Source organism: Algicola sagamiensis DSM 14643 (genome assembly GCF_000374485.1).
GTDB classification, from domain to species: Bacteria; Pseudomonadota; Gammaproteobacteria; order Enterobacterales; family Alteromonadaceae; genus Algicola; species Algicola sagamiensis.
Genome location: NZ_KB894504.1, coordinates 34,733 through 57,655, shown reverse-complemented (window position 1 = coordinate 57,655; position 22,923 = coordinate 34,733). Strand labels below are relative to the sequence as shown.

Genomic DNA, 22,923 nt, shown 5'->3' with positions numbered 1-22,923 from the left:
TCCTTTATCCGTCACTAAACGGACTACCATCATCATCGAAAGGAGGCGGTGATACTGGCTTTTGCGGTGTACTTTCTGGGGCTGGCTGTTGAGGTTCTAACTGTAAGCCCGTGGGAGCTGGTTTCTCTTCTTCATGCGGTTGTTGCTGAATGCCAACTGGCGCATCATCTGCAACATTTTCGGAAATGCGTAAGACTTCATCCAATGTCGTAATCCCTTGTTCAGCATATTCCAGTGCCACTAATGAGAAGGGTTTAAATTCAGGTGATTGAATCGCTGCTTTTGAAAACTCATGTGGATCCTCTTTACGCAACGCTTCAATCATGGCGTGATTCATCACTAATATTTCGTAGACACCAATTCGCCCTTTGTATCCTGAATAATTACAACTTTGGCACCCGAGACCTTTATAAAACTGAGCGCGTGACTTATCAATACCAGCAAGGGCACTTGCCCATGCCACATCTTGCTCATCCGCTTTGACTTCTGTCCGACAACCATCACAAACGCGTCTAACCAGACGCTGCGCAACAACTGCCCGTAATGCACTCGCAACTAAATATGCAGGTGCCCCCATATCAATTAATCTCAGCGCGCTTGTGACGGAATCATTCGTGTGGAGTGTGGACAGGACCAAGTGACCTGTTAGTGCACCTCGAAGACCAATTTCTACCGTTTCCTGATCCCGCATCTCACCGACCATGATGATATCCGGGTCTTGGCGAAGGGTTGTTCTTAAGATGGAAGAAAAGGTGAGCCCAATTTTTGTATTCACTTGAACCTGATTGATTCGTGGTAAGCCGTATTCAACCGGGTCCTCAACTGTAATAATTTTCTTTTCTTCCTGATTCAGTTCGGACAATGCGCCGTATAGCGTTGTGGTTTTTCCCGACCCCGTTGGCCCTGTCACTAATAACATCCCGTGTGGTCGGTGAAACAGCATTCTTAATTTTTCAAGCAGATGAGGCGGGATACCCGTATCATCAAGATTTAAAAGACCAGCAGACTGATCCAATAAACGCATAACGACTGATTCACCATGCTTCACAGGCATTGTTGAGATCCGGATATCGATATTATGCCCTTTAATTTTGATATTAAATCGACCATCCTGAGGTAAACGCTTTTCTGAGATATCCAACCCTGACATGAGTTTTAAACGTAAAACCAATGCATTCGAGATATTCACTTCTTTTAAAATGTTCTCTTGGAGCTTACCATCGACCCGCTGACGAATACGCAACATCCCTTCATCTGGTTCGATATGTATATCCGAAGCTCGGATTTGAACGGCATCCTCAAATATGGATTGAAGCAACTTGACGACCGTTGCATCCCCTCCCTGGGTATCATCAATCAGGGCTGCAAAGTCAAAATCCGCGGTTTCTTCAAACTCCTCTTGGAGCTGCGCAGCAAATGACGCAATATCCTGAGTCCGACGGTAGAGCGAGTCAAACGCTTCGAGCATTTGGCTTTCTTTAACGACTGCAAGTTGTATCTCTTTTGGGGAGAGTAATGGTGCAATTGTATCTAACGCACTTAAGTCAGCAGGATCACTCATCCCTAAAGTCACTTCCATGCCATTATCTTCAATCACAAGAGCACGGTGTTGTCTGGCATGAACTTCCGGAAGTAATTGCGCCACTTCAGGTGCAATCCGCTTTTGAGAAATGTCCATATAAGGAATATTGAGCTGCTGTGCTAAAAACTTGAGTAACTCTTCTTCTTCGATATAGCCAAGCTCAATGAGTGTCGCCCCGAGCTTCCTGCCGCTTTTTTTCTGGGAACCAAGCGCCTGCATGAGTTGATCTTGAGTAATTATATGTTCATGGACGAGCAAATCGCCCAACCGCATTTTGAGTCGAGGTCTAGCCATCTGTTACTCCAATCGAGCAAGACGTTGCTTTGCAAATTGCTGAGATTGCTGGGACAAGCCCCCTAAAGAAACGGCTTGACGATAAGCATACTCTGCGCGTCTTTCTTGACCTTGTTTATCAAAAGCAATCGCGGCGCCAAGCCACCATCTGGGCTGTGATGGCTGACGATGGACGAGTGTCATAAAAATATCACCTGCTGCAATATAATTTTCCACTCGTTGAAGTAAGTTTGCCCGCAAAGCTTGTATCTCAATATTATCCGAAATCACCGGGATCACCGCTAAAGCTTCCTCCCACTTACGCTGACGGTAATATACTTTCGCCAACAAGATTGCATAGCCCTCGTGTTGTGGATAAAGGGCAACGCCTTGCTTCAAAACATGAATGGCTTCTTGCTGACTGCCCTGACCAAATAGTAATGCAGCAAGGCCTTCTCGTGCAGGGTGGTGGGCCCGTTTAAGCTCTAAAGACTGGTAATAAAGTTTCCTTGCCTGTGCCAATCGACCGGATTGCTGCGCGCTTTTTGCTTTTTTTAGACTTTTTTTCGCAAGACTCGCAAAGTCTGTCTTTACTGGCTTAATGGCTAACTTAACAGTTTTTTCATCTGGCTTTAGCGCGGTTTCTTTTAAATGTGATTTTCCGGGTGCTATTGTGTTCGTGATAGCCGCTTTCTTTGGATTCGATGTCGCAATGACGTTGTTCAAAACAGGTGTCGAGCTTTTTTTGTTCGCGGCTTCGCGTGCAAATGGCTGTTTGTCTAATTCCTGATGCTTTATCTCATCTTTTGCTTTTTTTGAGGCGATGGTTGGGGGGGATAGTTTTGGGGGCAAAACTGTTTTTGGGGACTTCGCTTGTTTTGCAATCACTTGTTGTGGCACAGGTTTACTTGGGGATGGAACTGCTGTTGTTTTTTCAATTTTGGATGGCAATGTTGCACTCGGAGCCAGCTTGGTGACGGTCGCCATTTTACGAGCACTTTCCTGTACTTTTTGTTGCTGGGCTAAATGCTGTCTTGGGGAGATATTTGGAATGGTATCCTGTTGCTTTTGTGGCGCTTGCGCTGGTATTACCACTATTGGAAGCTGTTGTTCTGCATTTCTGTTCGACTCAAGAATATAAAAATTAATAATAGAACCAACGAGAATACCAACCATTACCGAAGCAATCACAATGATTTTTGGGTTCTTTCTGCGGATCGTCACAGGGCTAGATACGGGTGGCGGTTTGTCTTTTTCCTGCCTAGTTCGGCGCTCTATGTCTTGCAGAACTTTATTAATCACGCTCACGAGTTACCTCCCGAGCCAATACCAAAATGCCAAGCTGCCGACTGCCCCGGTTAACACAGTACCAAACGTAATTTTTTGCCAGTCTTTGTTATATTCACTTCCGTCCGTATCCTGTAAGGCTTCTCGAATGTGATCTTTCGAAACACTTCTTCGACCCTCACCATAAGCAAGTAATAATGCTTTGTGACAAACAATATTGATAATTCTCGGAATGCCACTTACGCCGCTCGCCAGTAAATCCAATCCTGAGTCATCTAAAATAGGCGCACCAACATACCCAGCCACCGCAAGACGATGATGCACATAATCAATAACTTCATTGTACTCTAGCGGGCGCAGATCATAACTAAATGAAATTCGTTGGCGTAATTGCCTGAGGTGTCTTTCCTTCAACCGCTCATTCAGCTCTGGTTGGCCGAGTAAAACAACTTGTACCAGCTTTCTGCTTTCTGTTTCCAGATTCGTGATCAAACGTAACGCTTCCAGCGTCTCATCAGGTAATGCCTGAGCCTCATCAATGACCAATACAACGCGCTTATCTGCCATACACAGTTCAAGCAGATGTTCTTGCAATTGCTGGGCTAGCTGAATAGGATTCATTTCAACGGGGACTTCCATCCCTAGCTCATGGGCGAGAGACCATCGCATCTCTTGGGGGGATAAATAAGGGTCGGGAATATACGCTGTACAGAATGCATCTGGAAGTTCTTTCAGTAATTTACGACAAAGGAGTGTTTTGCCAACCCCAACTTCCCCCGTCACTTTGATAAATCCTTCTCCCAGCTTAAGCGCAGTCATCAAAACGTCTAAAGCCTCATGATGGCTGGGTAAATCCAAATAGTAACTTGTATTTGGCGTCAAACTAAACGGTAACTCTTTAAGGCCAAAGTGATACAAATACATGCGCTATTCCCCCTGATACCATTCTTCCAATAGACGTTTAGAGCGATCAAGCTGCTCCCGCCAAGTCCCCCCCTCCACAACGACTGGCTTTAACAAAATTACGAGTTCTTTTTTCAAGTTCTTTTCAAAACGACTTGTAAACAGTTCCCCAATAAAAGGGATATCCCCAAGGAGTGGTGTCTTTGAAACATTGTATGTCTTCAGGTTTTGCATCAAGCCACCAATAATGACAATTTCACCGCTTTTTGCTCGGATGACGGTATCCGATTCGCGGATATTGCTCTGCGCCAGTGGTAATACAATATTCTCATTATTGAGTGTAATCGTTTTTTTCTGTTCTGTAGTTTCATTTACAGCGGGATGAACGTGTAAGATCACATTTCCATCCAAATCGATCTGTGGCGTCACATCCAAAGAGATCCCAGAAAAGAAGGGTGTCAGTTCAATATCCGGTGTTGTGGAAGTGCCGGAATTCGTCGTTCCAGTCACCGTCGTTGTGCTGACATCTGTCACAAAGTATTCATCCTGACCAACTTTGATGACTGCTTTTTGATTATTCGAAGCGGAAACCCGCGGGCTGGAAAGTACATGGACATTTCCTTGGGTTTGCATCAGTTCAATCACCGTCTGAAAGTTCTGATTGGTGACCGTCAAGCCAGTGATCCCACCCAGTCCACCAGTAATTGTATTTCCAGCTTTTCCTGGAGAGTTCACAAAGCTAAAGTCTGTATTTCTCAAATGACTCAGGGCTTTTTGCCAATTAATCCCTTGTTGGTATTCATCATCCAGTGTGACCTCAATCACCTTGGTTTCCAAAATAACCTGGCGCTGGATCGTTTGTTCTGATATCGACAGGAATTGTTCAACAGTACGAAGCTCACCGGGTAATGCTCGGACAGTCACCAAACCACTTTGCGGGCTGACCACAACATACCGCCCATCCGTTGTTCCGATCATGGTTTGTAATGTTTCTTTAAGTTCACTCCAAAACGTCGTTTCACTAATCGTTTCAATAAATGAACCGTTTTGCTGACTACTGCTGGAGCCTGAACTACCAGAACTCCCGCTGGAATTGGATGAAGAAGAGGAAGAATTTGATGAACCACTACTTGAAGAACCAGATGAATTGCCTCCGCCACTTGCACCGGCCTGCTGAGATACCCCGCCAGAGTTGACTGTAATTGAAGAGGTACCGGCCCGTTGCATAAATAGATAATTCACCTGGAAAGAGCGGGTTTGCATCCCAGCTGGATAGATCTGATATACGCGTCCTTTTTGTTGAATATCATAACCATATAGTGAGCTAAGAATATCGAGCGTTTCATCGAGGGTGACATTTTTAAGCTGAAGAGAAATTGCCCCCTGCACATCCGGATGGATCGCGACACTGTAAGGCGCGCTTTGCATTAGACTATTCAGTAAACTCCGAATATCGACATTTTCTGCTGTGACATCAAATCGCTGAACTTTGGGTTTCAGTACCGCAGGATCGTTTGTGATCCCAACAAAAATATCGTCAACCACATCTTCAGGTATTTTTAAATCTTCTGGCGAATGATCATGTGTTTGATGTGAATTTCTTGCTTTTCTGAGTTCTTTTTGGATCTCATGTGGCGGTTCAAGCGGACGATCAACACGCTGACAACCTGTGCTTAAACACAGTATCATTCCAATCAGTCCAATGATCCTTCGCACACGGAAACAACAAGTGACAACACTAAGGTCTATTCGGCTGTTCTGTTTGGTCTTTCTTCGGCACCACAAGTTCATAAATGAGTGATAGCTCCAGCGACTCTTCGCCTTTTTTTAACGTTACCCGGTTATTTTCGATACCAGTGACTTGATAACCTTGTATTTTTTCCCCTCTTCTAAGTACGGTATTATTGATGACAGCCCTTGCGTCGCGCTGATTCCACCATAAGCTTTCTAACTTCAATGGCGCTTCTTTCTCCGTCTGTTCTGTCGTTGCAACACCTTGGACTAACTCCACGAGTGGCTTTGTTGGGTCTACAATCGCCCCTTCCGATGAAGCAAAAACAGTGCCAGCCCAGAAAAAAACGCTGCTGAAGATAAGAGTATGAGCATTAAATCGCAAAAAACTTTTCATCTGCACTGATCGTGACCAATTCAAGTTGTACCCTCGCAAGCGGATATCGCGTGACTTCGTAATGCATTCGCCGCCAAAAAAAACGCCAAGGCAATGTTTCCAGCTTTCTTAAGTAATGGTAGACATCAAAATAAGTCCCTCGAAATGTCACCACAATGCCATGCTGGAAAAGTTGCACCTTCTTTTCTGCACCTTCGGCTTGTTTAACCGATGTAAACTCAAGCGGCTCCGGCTCAATAGACCCGAGTTCCTCCAACTTCAGTTGTTTTGCCTGAAGCAACATATCTTGCAATAGTTCCGTCATTTTTTCTGGCGGAACAAAATCTGCTACATGCTCCGTTAATCGCTGATCCAGCTGTGCCATCTCCTTTGCAATTTTTTCCATTTTCTCTCTCTCGTGCATATTGGGATCCTTCCCGAGCAACGATTGAATTTCAGACATCTGTAAATTAGTACTATTGAGTGTCTGAACGGTCCGTTGGTGCTGCTGTTGTAAATGCGTCATTTCTTTATAGGGCGGTTCGATATATTGCAAAAAGCCTCCCCAACCAACGATCACTAGTCCAGCGCCAAAAATAATCGCCTTTTCCCTCGGTTGTCGGGCCTGGAATTTCTTTTGTAAGTCTTCCCAGTAATTTTTCATTGCACCACAACCTCTTCCTCAGATATCGGCATTTCTGAGATTGTAAAGCTCAAGACATCCTGTGTTTCTTCTTTTAATTCCATCGCTGCAAACTGACGACCAGAAAAATGTTCCGACCCCTTCAAGTTTTTTAACCATTGCGGCACGGCCGTTGCACTTGTCGCATGGCCAAAAAAACGCATGTTTTTGTCTTCAATCTGGATCTCCTTCAACCACAGTCCGGGAACATGTAACCTTGCAATATCATGCATCATTGCAGCGTAGCCTGTTTCTTCACGCTTTTCTTTGTCCCTCAAATAAGTCAATAACGCACGTTTGCCAATCAGCTCCTCTTCCATTTTTTTGCGTTGCTCCACAATGGCTTCATCAGGAGCATACTTTGCCTGACGCTTTTGTAACTCTGTCAATCCATCTTCAGAAGCTTTGAGTGACGCTTTTTCTTTTTCTAACTGCTCACGCCACATATCCCGCTCCTGTTCAAAGTAATAACCTGTACCAAATACGATACTGCCAACACTCGCCCAAATCCCAATAACTAACAACAAAGGAAAGGGATCGCGCTTTGGCCGCATATCGGCCGGGTAAAGGTTAATCCGCTTTTTCAATCGTACATTCCCTCTTCAATCAGCAACTGCCCTTCCACCGCCCCACAAAATGCAGGAAAATAATTCCATAATGGTGTTAAATCTTCGGGCAAATCACCATGGCTCCATTGCAGCTCAGAGACTGCAGCACCAAAGTTGTTATTCACTCGATTCACTAGAAAAGTCAGCGCAGGTGTGGGCATTGAGAGTTGAATACTGGAAATCGTTCCTTGTTTTATCTGCCCTTCGAAATAATCAATCGAACGTTGGATTTCGACACTCAGTGTATCTGCAACCCCCTCACCCAGCTCATCTTCTGTGTATTCATGGATTTGATTAAACCCTCGTAATCGGCGCGAGAAAAAACTCTGTCCATTTTTGATGATATGAAGTGCAGGCTCTTTATTCATACTTTGCACAACTTGAAGAATTGGCTCTTCTTGAATGGGAAGCATATTTCGCATCACCAAATCTTCAATGGAAATGCCGATTAGCTTGGGTTTCGCCTTACGGAAAAGCTCCACAATTTTGCTGATGACTTGCCGATGAGTCACCACAACATTGATTTTCTCTGGTTGATTCGGTACTTGAAATGCCGGATCATAGTAATCCAAAATCATTTCCTCAGCGTTCATATTGACAAGCTCTTTTAAACTCCAAGGCAAAGCATGAAGAAGCTCACTCTCAGGCACATTTGGTTTTTCAATAGCCTGTATTTGATACATGTTATTCGGTAAAACAATGCAGCACCCACAGCGTTCACTTAATTTCGAGACGGTATCTTTCAAGGCTATAAACCAGCCATGGTCTCCTTCAAAATCTACAGATCGTGTATCAATAAATTCCCAACTCTGCTCTTGGTGGATGCCTTTTGCCAACGTCAGGCCAAGTGGGCAGATATTGATCCCCACAAAAAAATCCATGCTCTTTTTCTTAAACAAACGCTTGAAGATCATGTTTATCCTGAGACAATAGCACTCGGCATTTTGGCGTAATCTGTACCTTTAATTATTTGTCAGGATTTGCTTTTTTACTAAATTTGGTTGAAAAACCATCGTTTTAATATGAAAAAAGTTCAATGTCATCCAAATTTAATACTTTATTATTATCATCGCCGCTGCAAAAACTGACTTATTCGTTGGCTGAGCAATCGGGACTTGAAGTCTGGATCAAACGAGATGATCTTATTCACCCGCTCGTTTCTGGAAATAAGTTCCGTAAACTGAAATATGCAATCGAGCCAATTCTCAATGGGGAAAAGAAAGAACTTCTGACATTTGGTGGTGCTTTCTCGAATCATATTCATGCCTGTGCAGCCCTGGGCCATCTTCTTGGTTTCGCAACACATGGGATCATTCGAGGTTTGTATCTCAGCGATGACAACCCAACGCTCAATGACGCAAAACATTGGGGAATGGCCATTACACCGATTTCAAAGCAGGAATACGCCAAGCGGGAAGACGTTGATTATATCGCATCATTACAAAACCAATATCCTCATGCACGACTACTTCCAGAGGGCGGAACAGCACCATCAGCACTACAAGGCGTCGCTGATTTATTTCTGGAGTTGCAAGATCATCCCCCATTCGATCATGTTATTTGCCCAGTAGGGTCTGGCGGGACAATGGCCGGGCTGATCCAAGGTGCACCGATACAAACAAAGGTCCATGGTATTTGTGTGCTTAAAAGTGCTAAATACTTGACAGAAAAAGTACAACAGCTGGTTGGCTCTACTGAAAAAAGCTGGCAAATCTGGCATGAGTTTCATCATGGCGGCTATGCGAAATGTGACGAGGCATTGATTCAATTATGCCATCGTATTTGGCAAAAGATGAACATCCCAGTTGAACCGATTTATTCTGCCAAAATGTTTTCAGGATTTGAGCAAATGTTACATCAGGGAGTATTCAGAAAAGGGCAGCGGATCTTATTGATCCACACCGGAGGGATGCAAGGATTGCGTGGTATGGCCAAACGCAACCCAGATCTGGAGACACTGCTATCAGCTGTTTATTCCGAAACAACGTATCCCCATCAAGAAAATTAAGAAGGGACGCGGCAGTAATTCGCTGTACAAACGTGTAAATCGCGGATCACGCCATCTTCTATACCATAGATCCAGCCATGTATCGTGAGATCCTGACCTGCTGCCCATGCCTTTTTAATCATCGGTGTATTGGATAGGTTTTTTACTTGCGCAACGACGTTCAGTTCACATAAACGGTTCAAGCGTTGCTTCTCATCTGTAATCGCATCCAGCTCTTTTTCATGTTTTTCTGCTGTGTCAGCGATATGGCGCAACCAGTTATCAATCAAACCATGCTCCTTCCCATCAACAGCAGCATGAACACCACCACAGCCATAATGCCCCGAGACAATGATGTGTTTTACTTTGAGAACTTCCACTGCGTATTGAAGAACAGAGAGGCAGTTGAGATCAGTATGGATCACCTGATTCGCGATATTTCGATGAACAAAAATTTCTCCTGGCAGTAAACCAACGATCTGATTTGCAGGTACGCGGCTATCAGAGCAGCCAATCCACAAATACTCCGGCGTCTGCTGTGCTGCCAGCTTGGTAAAAAATTCAGGATCTTCTTGCTTGATCCGCTCAGCCCACGCCCGATTATTCTCAAATAATTGCTCTAAAGCACTCATAACTTACCCCACATTAGACGAACACGGGGAATGTATCAGTTATCCTCATCGGAAAAAAGAGTCTGGTGACAGGTAAGAGTTGTGTCAGTTGTCAGTATGTCGCTAACAATCCTTCAAAGAAGTATCGCTCGACCATTGCTCCAACGCCCCAAGTGACTGGGTAAAGTAAAATCCCTGCCCACCCGCGATCCCAAGATCCAGCAAGAATTTCCACTCTGTATCTTGATCGACACCAATCGCATATATTGGAATTGTATGATGCAAACCATGACTCACAATCTGGCGAACGAGCTGTTGTGACTCATCGTATTTATCCACCCCTTGGACAAGGGCTGTATGCATTTTGACAAAATCCGGGATCATGGATAAATCTGGGAAAATCGAATCAAAGAAGACACACACTTCATCAATGAGTATGCGTACTTTGTAGCACTTTAATTGACGTGCAATCCGAGAAAATGCCTCACAGTGCTCAATGACACTCGACTCGGTAAACTCCAAGATTAGTTTTTTAGCCACCTTCGGATGTTTTTGCAGTGTCTCAATCAGATTTGTGAAATATTGCTCATCTCTTAAAAAGCATAAAGAAACGTTTAAACTGAACAATTGGTCGGGCTGACTTTCATATTCGATTAAGCGGATCGCACGCTGAAAAATTTCCTGTTCCAATCGCATCGCTTCGGCCGTATGCTGAGTCTCCAGCATTAAACTGGAAACAGGTTGCAATCCACCTTTATCATCACGAAATCGGGTCAGGATTTCGTAATGATGTACATTCATGTCTCTACCCATGACTGGTTGTGTTGACAATAAGATGTGATCCGAGTCAGGTAGCTCTCGTTGTAGGCGGTTTTTCCAATTGCCTTCCTGCCAGTGCAATACGGTTTGATGTTGAAGCTTTTGGTAACTCAGCCGTTCTACGGTTTCAAATAATTCCTGTGGATGAATGGAATGATCAAATACCAAAGACCCCACAGACAAGCTCTGTTCTTTACCACGAGCAAGCATGCGACGAACACCTTTTGCGATTCGCATAATGGCGTTCGACTGTTCAACATGATCGATTTTCAATAACAGCGCAAAGGAGTTTTGAGAGAGGCGTCCCAAGCCAACCCAGTCTTTCATATCCATTTGTTTTTCCAAAAGTCGGCTCAACAAGGATAATCGAACATGATAGCGTTGTTCGACATCAAGCTCGTGCGTAAAGACGACGAGTTGAAATAATTGTCGCTTTTGCCGAGACGTTTGCAACAAAAGCTGAAGAAACCGGCTTCGATCAAAAGCCTTATGAGATTGAGTATGACCATTCATCCATTGTTGAATTGGATGCTGCTCTTCCAAACTTCCTGTCTGAGGCAGAATATTCTTCCAGCCACGTAGGAAAAGGAATCGCCCAGCCAAAAGAATAAAACTGAGCAGGTTCAACCCCAGTAAAACAGGCGTTAAGGCATGCTGAACGGGTGGTAAATGGACTGAAACCGTGATCTGATGACGAAAATAATTATCGAGGCCAATATGCTGACCATTTCGATCAAAGTAGAAGTGATACGTTGAAGAAAAATCTTTTGACCATAAATCAACGCCGACAACAATTGGAAATTGCCTGACCTCATCTAATCGAACTTGGCTAAATCGTTCATAGGCGATTTGTTTTGCCTGACTCTTTTGCGTGTGCAAAACGGAAACGACAGCAACAATATTTAATGCAAAAATGACAACAAGACATTTCAAAATATTTGGAATATTCATTACACCTGTACCAAGAAGCGAACGGTTTCCATCCCAACTTGATCTCTTTCCAAGTCTGGTCAGCAGATCGCTGTTTGTCTAGGACTAAATTCTGATTCGCTCTAAAGAAAGGCAAAAGGACATTGAAAAAGAGTCAATCTAAATGATTCAAATTAAGAGATTTTTTACACTTTAAATTGATTACGCTTGTTTATAAAGTAAATACACGCGTATTTCCACATCTCGCACGACTCATCCATGTCAGCACCTGTCGAACTTGCCAATCTACCAAACTTATCTTTACTTAATGAAATGAAGCAGGACTGATTGGCATCCATGCATAAATTTCATCTTCTGCCAGCGCTCATCATCTTAGGCATCTTCTTATGTGGTCATGCGATGGCAACACAAGAACAGAATATCATCGTCGGAGATTTCAATTACCCACCTTATAGTTATATGGATAAAAGAAATCAGCCCACTGGCATTTGGGTCGAATTGGTACAAAAAGTCATTGAAACGACTGAAAATCACGACTTTGAAATCCGATTGGAGCCTTGGAAAAGAGCTTTAAAAATGGTCGAAGACGGTCAAGCATTTGCCGTATTTGCTCCGTATTACGATCCGATTGGGCGCGCGTACCTTCACTATTCAACGCCAACAATTGCTGAGCAAGTGGAACTCTTTTGTAAAGAACCATTGGCAAAAAGTGATCTTTGGAAAGAAAGACTAAAGGGGAAAATCATCTCTAGAAACCTCGGTTTTATCACTGGGGCAGACTTTTTCGATAATCTTTTAAAAGATAGTGTCTTTAAAATCTTAGATGTCAAAAATGTGGATGATGGCTTAAGAGCAATGCGTCACAACATTGCAGATTGCTATATCAACGATGGGATTAATATTCGATGGAATATTAAACGGCTCAAGTTTGCGTCAGGATTTCAACCTTCTCAATACCATGTCTATGTGATGGAAAAAGAACGTTGGGCATACATGGGGTTTACCCGACATACAAAACGTTACCCATTTCGAGACTCTTGGCTAAAAAAATACAATTATCAAATCGAGCGATTCCGCAATAATAAAACCATTCAAAAATTAATCGATAAATACACAAAATAACAAGAAAAATGTTTGATAGATGAAATAGTGAGATTGAATTTCTGGTCATTTGCCACTACATCATATTGAATATCCAAACTCAGGCTTAAAAACATGAGCAAACATTACGATTATATCGCTATTGGTGGCGGCAGTGGCGGTATTGCATCAGCAAACCGGGCAGCAAAGCACGGTAAAAAGTGCGCAATTATTGAAGCAAAAGCCTTAGGGGGGACGTGTGTCAACGTCGGTTGCGTTCCTAAAAAAGCAATGTGGTTTGCCGCACACATCGCAGATGCGCTTCGATATGCACCAGACTATGGTTTTGATACAACATTGAATCAATTCGATTGGAAAACCTTGGTTGAGAGCCGCGAAGCATATATCGGTCGAATTCATCAATCTTACGATCGTGTTTTAGGAAACAATCAGGTCGATGTGCTCCAAGGAAGAGCCACTTTTGTGGATAAGAATACAGTCGAAGTCAATGGTGAGCACTACACCGCTGACCATATCACAATTGCAACAGGTGGCTACCCAGTCATTCCAGATCTACCTGGTGCAGAACTTGGCATTGATTCGGATGGATTCTTTGCATTAGAGGAACAGCCCAAAAGTGTTGCTGTTGTCGGAGCAGGTTATATTGCAGTCGAGATAGCTGGTGTATTCCATGCTTTAGGAACAGAAACGCACTTGGTGGTCAGGAAAGAAAAACCACTCAGAGCATTCGATCCAATCCTGTCAGATACGCTGGTTGAAGTCATGGCTGAAGAAGGTCCAACTCTTCATACGCACAGCTTACCAAAGTCTGTTGAAAAACTCCCAGATGGCCAACGCCTCATTCACTTGGAAAATGGAAAGCAAATTGGTCCTGTCGAACAAGTAGTTTGGGCCATTGGAAGGAAACCAAATATTGAAACACTTAATCTAGAAGCGATCGGTGTAGAACTCAATGAATATGGCTACATCAAGGCTGACAAGTACCAAAATACAACCGTTGAAGGCATCTATGCTGTTGGTGATAACACTGGCCGTATTGAATTAACGCCTGTGGCAGTTGCTGCTGGACGTCGACTCTCAGAACGCCTTTTCAACAACAAACCAGATGCGCACCTTGATTACGATAACGTTGCGACCGTCGTCTTTTCTCACCCACCCATTGGAACTGTGGGCCTTTCAGAGCAAGCTGCGAAAATCAAATACGGTGAAGACAATGTCAAAGTCTACACGTCCCAGTTCACTGCCATGTACCAAGCCCTGACGAGCCATCGTCAGCCGACTCGTATGAAGCTCGTATGTGTTGGAGAAGAAGAAAAAGTCGTCGGGATCCACGGCATTGGCTTTGGCATGGATGAGATCCTTCAAGGCTTCGCCGTCGCACTCAAAATGGGCGCAACAAAAGCCGATCTAGACAATACCGTTGCCATCCACCCGACCTCAGCGGAAGAGTTTGTGACGATGACCTAGGTTGATCTGTGAGCCATGGTGACATGGCTCACGGTAAAGAATATCCTTATCCGCACAATCTCAAGTTATTCCTTAATTCACAGCAGACATGAGGCTCTTTTCTTGTCGGGACAATAACTCCGAAGCAAAGATACCACCAAATTGCTCAAGGTATTGTCTTTGGAGCATACATTCATGCGGGGCGTTCACCTCATATTCTATCAATTGCCCATTGACATAGGGCCTCCAGAGCGAGGGTTGCTGTGCTTCCAATCGCAGAATATCGGTTGCTGCGCGAAAGAAGATGACATCACACTGACAGGGTGGATACTCTGTATGTTCCAGCAAATCCACCATCTGTTTTGAATCCTCAATAATCCGTTTTAAGAAGTCATCACCAACTTGGTTCCCACCCAGAAGCTCATCAACTGCGCTTTTTAACCCGGTCATTCCTGAGCGGGGCGCACCAAGAATTGCGCGTGTCATTCTCGTGATAATTGTCTCATCATCCAGCTTGAGGGCTTGCTGCCCACCATGCAATGGGTAACTATCAAATAAACTCAAAAAGCTCACTTCATGACCATGCTGTTCGAGTAATGACGTGATAAGTAATGCTAAATTCCCCCCCACTGACCAACCTGCAAGCTGATAAGGCCCTATCGGCTGTATTGATTGAATCAGGCTGAGATACTCATTCGCAAGTCCTTTCAAATCCAGAATTTCTCGGTTTGGATCTTGTAGAATAGGCGACTGAATTGCGTAGACGGGTTGATCTTCAGGCAAATAAGGCAGTAGTCCTGCATATGGCCATGCAATACCACCACCAGGATGGATACAAAATAGAGGGGGTCTTTCTCCTGCCTCTCTTAAAGGAAGAAGCATCGCAAAAGGCTCATGATAGGGAACTGTTCTTGATAGCCTTAATGCGAGGTGTCTTGGCGTTGGGGCACTTAAAAAGTCTGTCATATTCAGCTGCGTATTCAACTTTTCTTTCAGTTGATTCAACAGTTGTAATCCCAGAACTGAGTGCCCTCCCATCTCAAAGAAATTATCATTTGCATACACCTTATCAACCCCAAGTATCTTCTCAAATAACTCACAAATCATGACTTCTTCTTTTGTTTCTGGTGGTGCTTGGCAGCCTTGAGAAGTCAGCTGAGGCTCTGGGAGTTGACTCGTGGCCAATTTACCATTTGCGGTTAATGGAAACTCTTGAAGAACGATGATCATACTCGGGATCATATAATACGGTAACTGATGAGTGAGTGATTGCTTTAGCCGTTCGAGACTCAAGTTCGGATCTTGTGATACGACATAACCAATTAAAGCAGGACCGCTGGAGAGTTCTTTGATAAGAGACACCGCATTCTCAATCCCCTCATAGCTCATCATTGCATTATTTACTTCCTCAAGTTCAATTCTCAATCCTCTTAACTTCACTTGCTTATCCTGACGCCCGATATAGTGGATCTCTCCATCCATGGCGTAGTAAACACGGTCCCCACTTTGATACATCATGGTTGTTGGATCACAGATATCTGGAATAAAACCTTGTTTTGTTCGTTCCGGTTGGTTCAAATAGCCTTTGGCTACACCAGGACCTCCAATGAAAAGTTCTCCCCAGCTTCCTGGCGGTAAAAGCGCTTGATTTGAGTCAACGACGTACAAGCGCGTATTTTCTGTTGGCTGACCAATCGATAAACTATTTGCCCCAAAGTCTTCGTTGACTGATGTTGCGAAAGAAGTTTCTGTCGGGCCATAAATATTCAATAGATGGCAGTGTGAGAAACGTGAGAGTAAGTTCGCAGTACAAGGCTCTCCACCGAGCAGCACGGTGAGATGCGCTGGAAAATCTTCACTCTTTTGATAAGCAAGCAAGCTGGGTGTCATGATCACGAGATCAATCCACTCTTGTTTGATTGTCTCAGCCATTGCTGCCCCTGGCGTTCTTTCATGATCTTCTGTCATGACAAGTTGTGCACCACTTAAGGCCGTCATCATGATTTCTAGCACTGACATATCAAACCCCGGCGAGATGGACTGTAAAACACGCTCAGATGGCTTTAAATGTGCAGCAAGTGCAACCGAATTTGCAATGGGCACTAAGTTGCGATGGGTCACTTCTACACCTTTGGGGACACCCGTCGATCCAGAAGTGTATATAACATATGCAACCGCATCTATCGGAAAATCATTCCCATCGGCAACGAAGCGCTCTGATGGTTCCATTTGTTCTAAGCAAAATTCGTATCTATTCTCCAGAGCCAATGCACTATCCAATGCTCTTCCTGGTGTCACAATACATAATTTCGGATCGGCATCTTGTAGAATATGGTTAATACGCGCAGCGGGTAGCGATGATGATATCGGCACATAAGCAACGCCCATTCTAAGCAGTGTAATTGCAACAACTGGCCATTCAAGACTTGGGGACATCAAGACAGCAACACGATCATGCCCTTTGATCCCTTTCGCGTTTAAAGCTGACTCCAGCGAGGATGTATACTGATGAAACTCCTCATACGTCATTGTCCGTTCACCATGAGAGACAGCAATATTGTTTGGATAATTTTTGACAGCGTCATTCCATTTCGTTCTAAAGTCAGCCTGTTGCGATAGCGGAGCTGATTTCGGGTAGATACGCTCGCGCTCGTGCTCCAAAAATAAGCTATATTGTTTGGTTAATCGTTCTGGTGACGCAATAAACTGCTTAAAAATCATGATAATACGTTGATAATGCTTTTGAAGATCGGATAGGCTATACAGCGCGCTATTGGCATTAAAACCAATTTCCAAGCGCCCATCGCTATTTCTGTCAAAAATATCAATCCCTATATGTGCAGCCGGTCCATTCGCAACATTTTGAATCGTCGTTTCTCCACCTTCAAAGTTTGCTCCTTGGTCATAAGAAACAATATTCAATAACGTTTTAAAGAGTGGTTTATTCCCTCTTTCGGCATACAGATCCCGCGCCATATCTTCAACACGATAAGTTTGATGCAACAAGTGCCGTCTGAGCTGTTTTTGAAGCACTGCTGCAACAGTTAAAGCAGAACTTTGCTCATCAAACTTCAAATGCAATGGCAAAATATTAGCAACCATTGCAGGGATAGTTCTTAAGGACTTAATTTGCCTAGCCCCAACAGGCATACCAATAGCCAATTCTGGTTGACCAGTGACGCGATGGAGATAGGTTGCACATAGCGCCATGAGAAGACTCGATAGTCTGAGACGATGCTCACTGGCATACTGTCTAATGCTCTCGACCAATTCACCACTGACAACTTCTCGCAATCGATGAATTTTTGTCAATGGCGTATCATTTGGGACTAACTGGGTTGGCTCAGGCAAATGCGCACAGTAATCAAGCCAATATGCCTTATCCTTTTCTCTTGTATCGCTACTCCGGTAAGCTTCCTCCGCTTGAAAAACACTCTCTAGCGCCATTGGAGGTTTGAGTTCAAGCGTTTGACCCTTAACTAAATTATTGTAATTTGCAGCTATTTTCGCTGATAAGAGCCCATGTGCCCAGCCATCCAATACCAAATGAGAAGCGAATTCGATGATCCGATAAACACGATCAGCCAATTTCACCACAACATATTGAGCAAGGGGGCCGCTTTCTATCTCTAGCTCTTTTTCTAACAATTGATCTAGCTTTTGTTGGTAAGCTTGATCAGGGCATTCATCTTCAGAAACATCCACAAACTCAAAGCAAGTCTGGAAACGATTTTCGGGAGGATGCACAAATTGCTTCATTAAACCTGTCGTTTGATCTTGCTCAATGGTGATACGCAGTGATTCTGTTTCTGCGACTAAGTATTGAATTGCAGTCGATAGTTTTGCTATATCCAGCGACCCGATAAACTCTAAAACATCACATAAATGGTAACTTGAATTGCTTCCTGATTGACGAATTGCAAGGCAAACTTCCTGTTGCGCGGCACTTAATGAACAGCTTACTTTGTTCAACATATAGTTATCCTGTTACATCAACATCAAATTGACATAATCATTCACCACTAAAATAGTTCAGCTATGATGACCACAGGTGGATGAAGGTGAGAAGTGATACGTCAATCATTCATCCATTAATTTTAATGATTAATATTCCGTATCACGAGGCGGATAATAGATTATCGGCAAGAAAACAACTAGATAAAAATTTAATTAAAATGAATGTTTAACAAAACCTTCAAATAAGTTTAACCCAAGAAAAAAGGCTTGATTATCCCTTCTTAAAGTCTTGCATATAAGTATTCTCTCGATTGAGTTTGATTTTGATAAATCCATGCGCTGTTGCTTGGTGGCATGCATTGCAGGAGAAAATCATGCGCTGAATCGCTTCATCTGCCACTTTCATTTTTCCGGCTTTGACTTGTTTTTCCAATACCTCGAATGATGGAACCAGCATTGATTTGGTCAGTTGTCCGATTGGGTGACCGTCGTAGCTTTTGACCTCTTCCACGGCTTCAATCATTTCCTCTAATTCATGTAGGTAAAAATCCGCGAGGGGTTGATTTTTTTCTTGGATGGATAGTGTTGCTTTATGGGTAAAATATTGCATTTTCCCCATCATTTCGGCTAGTTCTACATCACCAGCAAATAGTGGTTGGCAAAAAAGGGTGATACCAGCCGCACATAATATTGATTTGATTTTCATAACAGATCTCAGTGAATGAAAGAGCACATCAGCCATTTAGCATAACAAAGCTGCGATCCCTCGCAAATATGAATCCCACGAATAATGAAAAAAGTTAATACACCCCAAAAGAATGACTTGCAACAAATCTATTAGACTTTTTCAGTCGACTTATCGCATTTTTTTAGGTACATTCCACGGCGAACAAGTTGGCCGTGAACTGACAATTTATCACTATACATATCGTTTGAATAATGAAGGAATTTAGAATGATAATCACTTCTATGATGGATGTTTTTTTCGGATATAATGGCCGGGTTGGTGATGTCCAGAGTTGTCGACAAGGTATTCAAGAATATACTATGCTCTCTCAAACCGCAGAAACGCCAGAACTTCGCGAATACTACGCAAAATCCGCACAAAATATGCGGGAAAATATTCTGCCTAAGATGGAAAGTGAGATGAAACAGCTCGCGCACCAACTTGGCGTCAAAGGCGAGAAGCTCGGACAAGTCATGTCGCTTGAAGAATTAGAAACACGCAAAGGCCCATCTGTATTCTTTCAACGAGAAGACAAAGATACGCTTCAATTTATGAAAGCCTACCAACCAGGTGAATATTTTTACGAAAGCTCTTGATCCTTAGCAATCTGATTACTTTTGACACATACCATTCAAATAATAACAAATTCTGAAACAAAACCTTGATTTCTATAACTTTAATCTGATATAAAGTGCTCGGATTATTCTCATCATATCGATGAGATGTTTTATTTGGACTAAAAATGTAATGGAATCCTCAATGATCAGTCGTAAACTACTGTTTATCCCTTTTCTTCTTGCTTCTCAATCAACATTCGCATCAATTAAAGTTAATGTTGAAAATGACACCCGTCATGATGAAATCAAGCTTTTGAGTTATGATGTACAAACCTCAACCTATAGTGCAACACCACTCGAAAGCATGCCCAGTCAGGGAAAAAGCAGCTTTCATGTATTTAGTAATTATCCAGACGTCGTTCGTATCGTTGATTTAGAGTATGGATTTAGCCAACCAAGCCATCGTGCACCAAAATGTCATTTCAGATTCGTGATCATGAAAGACTATCGTAGTGGAAACTTCCTACCACAGCGTGTCATTGCTGAAAATGAAGGGGGTTCATTCCGCGATAAAGCAATTTGTGCAGGAAAGATGAATAGCTTCAACCTTACAACAGGAAATGCGGAAGTCACATTCTCCATGAATCGTCGTAAGTTTTAAATGAATCAGGCTACCAGTTCTTGGTAGCCTTCTTTGTCTAGTTTCGTGATGGGTGTGAAAGAATCAACTCTCAAAAATCTAAGTGACTCTCTATAAGGCCTTGATTTTAAAGTGTATGACTAAACGCTTGAAGATCGAGAAAGTGGTGTGTTGCTTCTGGGCAATTGAGTGTTTGTAATCGTTCCTTTTCACCATTTTTTGCAACCAATACACGCATAGGCACACCAGATGCCTGCGCTGCCTGCATATCAGAGCATTTATCACCAATCATGATCGACTGAGATAAATCGATGTCCCAATCTTCTGCAGCTTTTATCAACATGCCGGGACGTGGCTTGCGACACTCACAATCTTTGAGATACTCTTCTGTCGCTTTCTCTGGGTGATGTGGACAAAACTCAATCGCAGCAATGGGGATATCATGTGCCTGAAATGCTTTACGCATCCAAATGCTCAATGTATTAAAATCTTCCACTGTATAATAGCCACGACCAATACCAGATTGATTCGTCACAACCACAATCAAATATCCCAAAGCATGAAACTTCTGACAGGCTTCAAAAACACCTGGAACAAACTCAAATTCTTCGGGTTGATAGACATAACCGTGATCGATGTTGATCACACCGTCACGGTCTAGAAATACAGCTTTATGCGTCATTGGCTTGGATCTTCTCGATGATCTTGGTTGTAGAACGTCCATCAACGAAGTCTAAGACTATCACTTTGCCGCCATTTTGTTGAACCGTGTCCGCACCAACAATCGTATCCACGGTATAGTCACCACCTTTGACCAGTATATCCGGCATGACAGAACGGATTAATTCAGCTGGCGTGTCATGCTCCTGTGCTTCTGAGCCAAATGGGATCACCCAATCAACCGCGCCGAGAGCACCTAAAACTTCCGCACGATCTGAGAGTGTGTTCACCGGGCGATTTGCACCTTTTAAGCGCTCTACTGAAGCATCGACATTCATGCCAACAACAAGTCGGTCACCCAGTGCTTTTGCTTCTTGAAGATACTTGACGTGGCCAGCATGCAAGATATCAAAGCAACCATTGGTAAAGACGATGGTTTCGCCGCTCTGCTTTGCAAATTCAATATGAGACAGAACCTCAGAGAAGTTCGTCCGGTAGTTCACCGCACTTCTGCATAAATAGGTATTGAGCTTTGCTGCTAACTCTTCAGGTGTTGCCGTTGCAGCGCCCAACTTTGCAACCACAATACCAGCAGCAAGATTTGCAAAACATGCAGCATCCGACATAGAAGCGCCCGCAGCAAGCATGGTTGCAAAAGTCGCAACAACTGTATCACCAGCGCCAGTCACATCACTCACTTCCAGTACTTGCGCAGGGAAATCAACTTTATCATCAGGTGTGATCAAGGACATACCCTGTTCACTTCGAGTCAGTAATATGGCTCCAATCTGGTGACGTTGCATTAAATCACGAGCACTTGTTACGATAGATTCTTCCGAATCAACTAACCCACCCGCTAAAATAAACTCTGAGCGGTTTGGCGTTATTAAGTCTGCACCAGCATAAGACGATAAATCTTTTTGCTTTGGATCGATCAGAACACATTTGCCTCGGGATTTCGCCAATTGGATCATCGACTGGATCTGTAATAAAGACCCTTTGTTATAATCAGAGAAAACGATAAATTCGTAATCATCCACCAGCGACTCAAACTCATTTGCCAGTGTTTCAGCATCACTTTTTTCAAACGTTTGTTCAAAGTCCAGACGAAGCATTTGTTGATGGCGACTGATCACACGGAGCTTCGCAATCGTTGGTTTCTTTGATTGCTTCACAAGCTTTTGTTCTATTTTTTCTTCTTCAAGTAACCGAGAGAAGCGTTGACCAACATCATCTTCACCGATGATCCCCATCAGTGCGACTTTTCCATCTAAATGTGCGATGTTCCGTGCAACGTTTGCAGCTCCGCCAACTTTGTCATCCTGATCATCGACTTTTACAACTGGAATCGGTGCTTCTGGAGAAATTCTTGACGAGTCACCTTGCCAGTAGGAATCAAGCATGACATCACCGACAACAAGAACTTTTGCTTGGCTTAAACGCTGAAAAACACTGAGATCCATCCTAACTCCCTTCTGCAAATGCACAGTCAACAGCATCACACAGCCAATGACCAATAAACATATGTGCTTCTTGAATTCGAGCTGTCTCATTGCTTGGCATAATGAATGCGTATTTTGAAATATCCTTAATTTTTCCGCCGTCTTTTCCTGTAAATGCAACCGTTGCAGCGCCTATTCGATTGGCTGCTTCTATTGCCATATTGACATTTGGGCTTTGACCAGAGGTTGAGAGGCCAATCACGACATCATTATCTTTACACAAAGCTTCTATTTGGCGTGCAAACACATGATCATATGAGTAATCATTCGCACACGCTGTCAAAATTGATGTATCCGTCGTTAACGCAATAGAAGGAAGCGCTTGTCGTTCGCGACGAAAACGAACCACAAATTCTGCCGCTAAATGCTGGCTATCCGCAGCACTGCCGCCATTCCCTAAAAATATAATTTTTCCACCATTATGAAGTGACTCAACGCACAACTGTGCAAGAGCATGTACTTCATTGGAAAACTGATCCAGTTTTGAAAAAAGCGCTTGATGATCAGCCAGCTGCTTTAAATAATTATCCTGGTCTAACATGAT

Annotated in this window: 20 protein-coding genes; 5 read left to right on the top strand and 15 right to left on the bottom strand. The window is 43.4% G+C overall.

The window, feature by feature from the left end; genetic code table 11:
* Positions 1-4: 4 nt before the first annotated feature.
* The 8 genes from C505_RS22805 to C505_RS0117165 are packed head-to-tail and all read right to left on the bottom strand — an operon-like array spanning position 5 to position 8,323.
* Entirely contained in the window at positions 5-1,876 is a 1,872-nt protein-coding gene (locus C505_RS22805; protein WP_157369163.1) for a GspE/PulE family protein, read from the bottom strand.
* 3 nt (positions 1,877-1,879) lie between these two features.
* Positions 1,880-3,163 carry a CDC27 family protein gene (locus tag C505_RS0117195; RefSeq protein WP_157369162.1) on the bottom strand — a complete coding sequence of 428 codons (1,284 nt, stop codon included), beginning with the start codon at positions 3,161-3,163 and terminating at the stop codon, positions 1,880-1,882.
* Positions 3,164-3,166: 3 nt separating this feature from the next.
* A complete protein-coding gene (locus C505_RS0117190) occupies positions 3,167-4,066 on the bottom strand; it encodes an ExeA family protein (protein WP_018693871.1) in 900 nt (299 codons plus the stop codon).
* Between the two features lie 3 nt (positions 4,067-4,069).
* On the bottom strand, positions 4,070-5,734 hold the full coding sequence (mshL, locus tag C505_RS0117185) for a pilus (MSHA type) biogenesis protein MshL (protein WP_018693870.1): 1,665 nt from the start codon (positions 5,732-5,734) through the stop codon (positions 4,070-4,072).
* Positions 5,735-5,783: 49 nt separating this feature from the next.
* Positions 5,784-6,173, bottom strand: a complete 390-nt coding sequence (locus C505_RS0117180; RefSeq protein WP_018693869.1) for a hypothetical protein — start codon at positions 6,171-6,173, stop codon at positions 5,784-5,786.
* Positions 6,151-6,816 (bottom strand): type II secretion system protein GspM, encoded by a 666-nt coding sequence (gene gspM / locus C505_RS0117175; RefSeq protein ID WP_018693868.1) that lies wholly within the window; start codon positions 6,814-6,816, stop codon positions 6,151-6,153. The genes C505_RS0117180 and gspM overlap by 23 nt, the downstream gene beginning before the upstream one ends.
* Positions 6,813-7,421, bottom strand: coding sequence for a PilN domain-containing protein (locus C505_RS0117170; protein WP_018693867.1), 609 nt, complete (start codon positions 7,419-7,421; stop codon positions 6,813-6,815). Before C505_RS0117170 ends, gspM begins: the two co-directional genes overlap by 4 nt.
* Positions 7,418-8,323: a hypothetical protein gene (locus C505_RS0117165; protein WP_018693866.1), complete on the bottom strand. Its 906-nt coding sequence runs from the start codon at positions 8,321-8,323 to the stop codon at positions 7,418-7,420. Before C505_RS0117165 ends, C505_RS0117170 begins: the two co-directional genes overlap by 4 nt.
* A gap of 155 nt (positions 8,324-8,478) precedes the next feature.
* Between C505_RS0117165 and C505_RS22800 the strand changes: the two genes are divergently transcribed.
* A complete protein-coding gene (locus C505_RS22800; RefSeq protein ID WP_018693865.1) occupies positions 8,479-9,450 on the top strand; it encodes a 1-aminocyclopropane-1-carboxylate deaminase/D-cysteine desulfhydrase in 972 nt (323 codons plus the stop codon).
* Here C505_RS22800 and can read toward each other — a convergent pair.
* Both can and C505_RS0117145 read right to left on the bottom strand, forming a co-directional pair.
* Positions 9,447-10,061, bottom strand: coding sequence for a carbonate dehydratase (can, locus tag C505_RS0117150; protein ID WP_018693864.1), 615 nt, complete (start codon positions 10,059-10,061; stop codon positions 9,447-9,449). The genes C505_RS22800 and can overlap by 4 nt on opposite strands.
* Before the next feature lie 102 nt (positions 10,062-10,163).
* Positions 10,164-11,810 (bottom strand): EAL domain-containing protein, encoded by a 1,647-nt coding sequence (locus tag C505_RS0117145; protein ID WP_018693863.1) that lies wholly within the window; start codon positions 11,808-11,810, stop codon positions 10,164-10,166.
* 315 nt (positions 11,811-12,125) lie between these two features.
* Here C505_RS0117145 and C505_RS23860 point away from each other — a divergent pair, with 315 nt between their 5' ends.
* Together C505_RS23860 and gorA are read left to right on the top strand one after the other, a co-directional pair.
* Positions 12,126-12,911, top strand: a complete 786-nt coding sequence (locus C505_RS23860) for a substrate-binding periplasmic protein (RefSeq protein ID WP_018693861.1) — start codon at positions 12,126-12,128, stop codon at positions 12,909-12,911.
* 93 nt (positions 12,912-13,004) lie between these two features.
* On the top strand, positions 13,005-14,357 hold the full coding sequence (gene gorA / locus C505_RS0117130; protein WP_018693860.1) for a glutathione-disulfide reductase: 1,353 nt from the start codon (positions 13,005-13,007) through the stop codon (positions 14,355-14,357).
* A gap of 72 nt (positions 14,358-14,429) precedes the next feature.
* Here the strand turns inward: gorA and C505_RS0117125 are convergent, their stop codons facing one another.
* On the bottom strand, positions 14,430-18,311 hold the full coding sequence (locus C505_RS0117125; RefSeq protein ID WP_018693859.1) for a non-ribosomal peptide synthetase: 3,882 nt from the start codon (positions 18,309-18,311) through the stop codon (positions 14,430-14,432).
* A 253-nt stretch (positions 18,312-18,564) separates the two neighbouring features.
* Positions 18,565-18,999: a hypothetical protein gene (locus C505_RS0117120; RefSeq protein WP_018693858.1), complete on the bottom strand. Its 435-nt coding sequence runs from the start codon at positions 18,997-18,999 to the stop codon at positions 18,565-18,567.
* Between the two features lie 248 nt (positions 19,000-19,247).
* Between C505_RS0117120 and C505_RS0117115 the strand changes: the two genes are divergently transcribed.
* Entirely contained in the window at positions 19,248-19,616 is a 369-nt protein-coding gene (locus C505_RS0117115; RefSeq protein WP_040440205.1) for a lipase chaperone, read from the top strand.
* Between the two features lie 163 nt (positions 19,617-19,779).
* The gene (locus tag C505_RS0117110) at positions 19,780-20,238 is read left to right on the top strand and encodes a hypothetical protein (RefSeq protein ID WP_169337064.1); all 459 of its coding nucleotides are present in this window, start codon (positions 19,780-19,782) and stop codon (positions 20,236-20,238) included.
* A gap of 106 nt (positions 20,239-20,344) precedes the next feature.
* Here the strand turns inward: C505_RS0117110 and gmhB are convergent, their stop codons facing one another.
* Genes gmhB through C505_RS0117095 form a run of 3 tightly spaced genes read right to left on the bottom strand, consistent with a single transcriptional unit; the run spans position 20,345 to position 22,920 of the window.
* The gene (gene gmhB / locus C505_RS22790; protein ID WP_018693855.1) at positions 20,345-20,899 is read right to left on the bottom strand and encodes a D-glycero-beta-D-manno-heptose 1,7-bisphosphate 7-phosphatase; all 555 of its coding nucleotides are present in this window, start codon (positions 20,897-20,899) and stop codon (positions 20,345-20,347) included.
* The gene (gene hldE / locus C505_RS0117100; RefSeq protein WP_018693854.1) at positions 20,889-22,340 is read right to left on the bottom strand and encodes a bifunctional D-glycero-beta-D-manno-heptose-7-phosphate kinase/D-glycero-beta-D-manno-heptose 1-phosphate adenylyltransferase HldE; all 1,452 of its coding nucleotides are present in this window, start codon (positions 22,338-22,340) and stop codon (positions 20,889-20,891) included. Before hldE ends, gmhB begins: the two co-directional genes overlap by 11 nt.
* 1 nt (position 22,341) lies before the next feature.
* Entirely contained in the window at positions 22,342-22,920 is a 579-nt protein-coding gene (locus C505_RS0117095; protein ID WP_018693853.1) for a D-sedoheptulose 7-phosphate isomerase, read from the bottom strand.
* Between the last annotated feature and the right edge of the window lie 3 nt (positions 22,921-22,923).

What these genes read in the sequence shown, in the direction of transcription:
- C505_RS22805 (WP_157369163.1), bottom strand. Translation starts at nt 1,876, where the DNA reads ATGGCTAGACCTCGACTCAAAATGCGGTTGGGCGATTTGCTCGTCCAT.
- C505_RS0117190 (WP_018693871.1), bottom strand. Translation starts at nt 4,066, where the DNA reads ATGTATTTGTATCACTTTGGCCTTAAAGAGTTACCGTTTAGTTTGACG.
- mshL (WP_018693870.1), bottom strand. Translation starts at nt 5,734, where the DNA reads ATGATACTGTGTTTAAGCACAGGTTGTCAGCGTGTTGATCGTCCGCTT.
- C505_RS0117180 (WP_018693869.1), bottom strand. Translation starts at nt 6,173, where the DNA reads ATGAAAAGTTTTTTGCGATTTAATGCTCATACTCTTATCTTCAGCAGC.
- gspM (WP_018693868.1), bottom strand. Translation starts at nt 6,816, where the DNA reads ATGAAAAATTACTGGGAAGACTTACAAAAGAAATTCCAGGCCCGACAA.
- C505_RS0117165 (WP_018693866.1), bottom strand. Translation starts at nt 8,323, where the DNA reads ATGGATTTTTTTGTGGGGATCAATATCTGCCCACTTGGCCTGACGTTG.
- C505_RS22800 (WP_018693865.1), top strand. Translation starts at nt 8,479, where the DNA reads ATGTCATCCAAATTTAATACTTTATTATTATCATCGCCGCTGCAAAAA.
- can (WP_018693864.1), bottom strand. Translation starts at nt 10,061, where the DNA reads ATGAGTGCTTTAGAGCAATTATTTGAGAATAATCGGGCGTGGGCTGAG.
- C505_RS0117145 (WP_018693863.1), bottom strand. Translation starts at nt 11,810, where the DNA reads ATGAATATTCCAAATATTTTGAAATGTCTTGTTGTCATTTTTGCATTA.
- C505_RS23860 (WP_018693861.1), top strand. Translation starts at nt 12,126, where the DNA reads ATGCATAAATTTCATCTTCTGCCAGCGCTCATCATCTTAGGCATCTTC.
- gorA (WP_018693860.1), top strand. Translation starts at nt 13,005, where the DNA reads ATGAGCAAACATTACGATTATATCGCTATTGGTGGCGGCAGTGGCGGT.
- C505_RS0117125 (WP_018693859.1), bottom strand. Translation starts at nt 18,311, where the DNA reads ATGTTGAACAAAGTAAGCTGTTCATTAAGTGCCGCGCAACAGGAAGTT.
- C505_RS0117120 (WP_018693858.1), bottom strand. Translation starts at nt 18,999, where the DNA reads ATGAAAATCAAATCAATATTATGTGCGGCTGGTATCACCCTTTTTTGC.
- C505_RS0117115 (WP_040440205.1), top strand. Translation starts at nt 19,248, where the DNA reads ATGATAATCACTTCTATGATGGATGTTTTTTTCGGATATAATGGCCGG.
- C505_RS0117110 (WP_169337064.1), top strand. Translation starts at nt 19,780, where the DNA reads ATGATCAGTCGTAAACTACTGTTTATCCCTTTTCTTCTTGCTTCTCAA.
- gmhB (WP_018693855.1), bottom strand. Translation starts at nt 20,899, where the DNA reads ATGACGCATAAAGCTGTATTTCTAGACCGTGACGGTGTGATCAACATC.
- hldE (WP_018693854.1), bottom strand. Translation starts at nt 22,340, where the DNA reads ATGGATCTCAGTGTTTTTCAGCGTTTAAGCCAAGCAAAAGTTCTTGTT.
- C505_RS0117095 (WP_018693853.1), bottom strand. Translation starts at nt 22,920, where the DNA reads ATGTTAGACCAGGATAATTATTTAAAGCAGCTGGCTGATCATCAAGCG.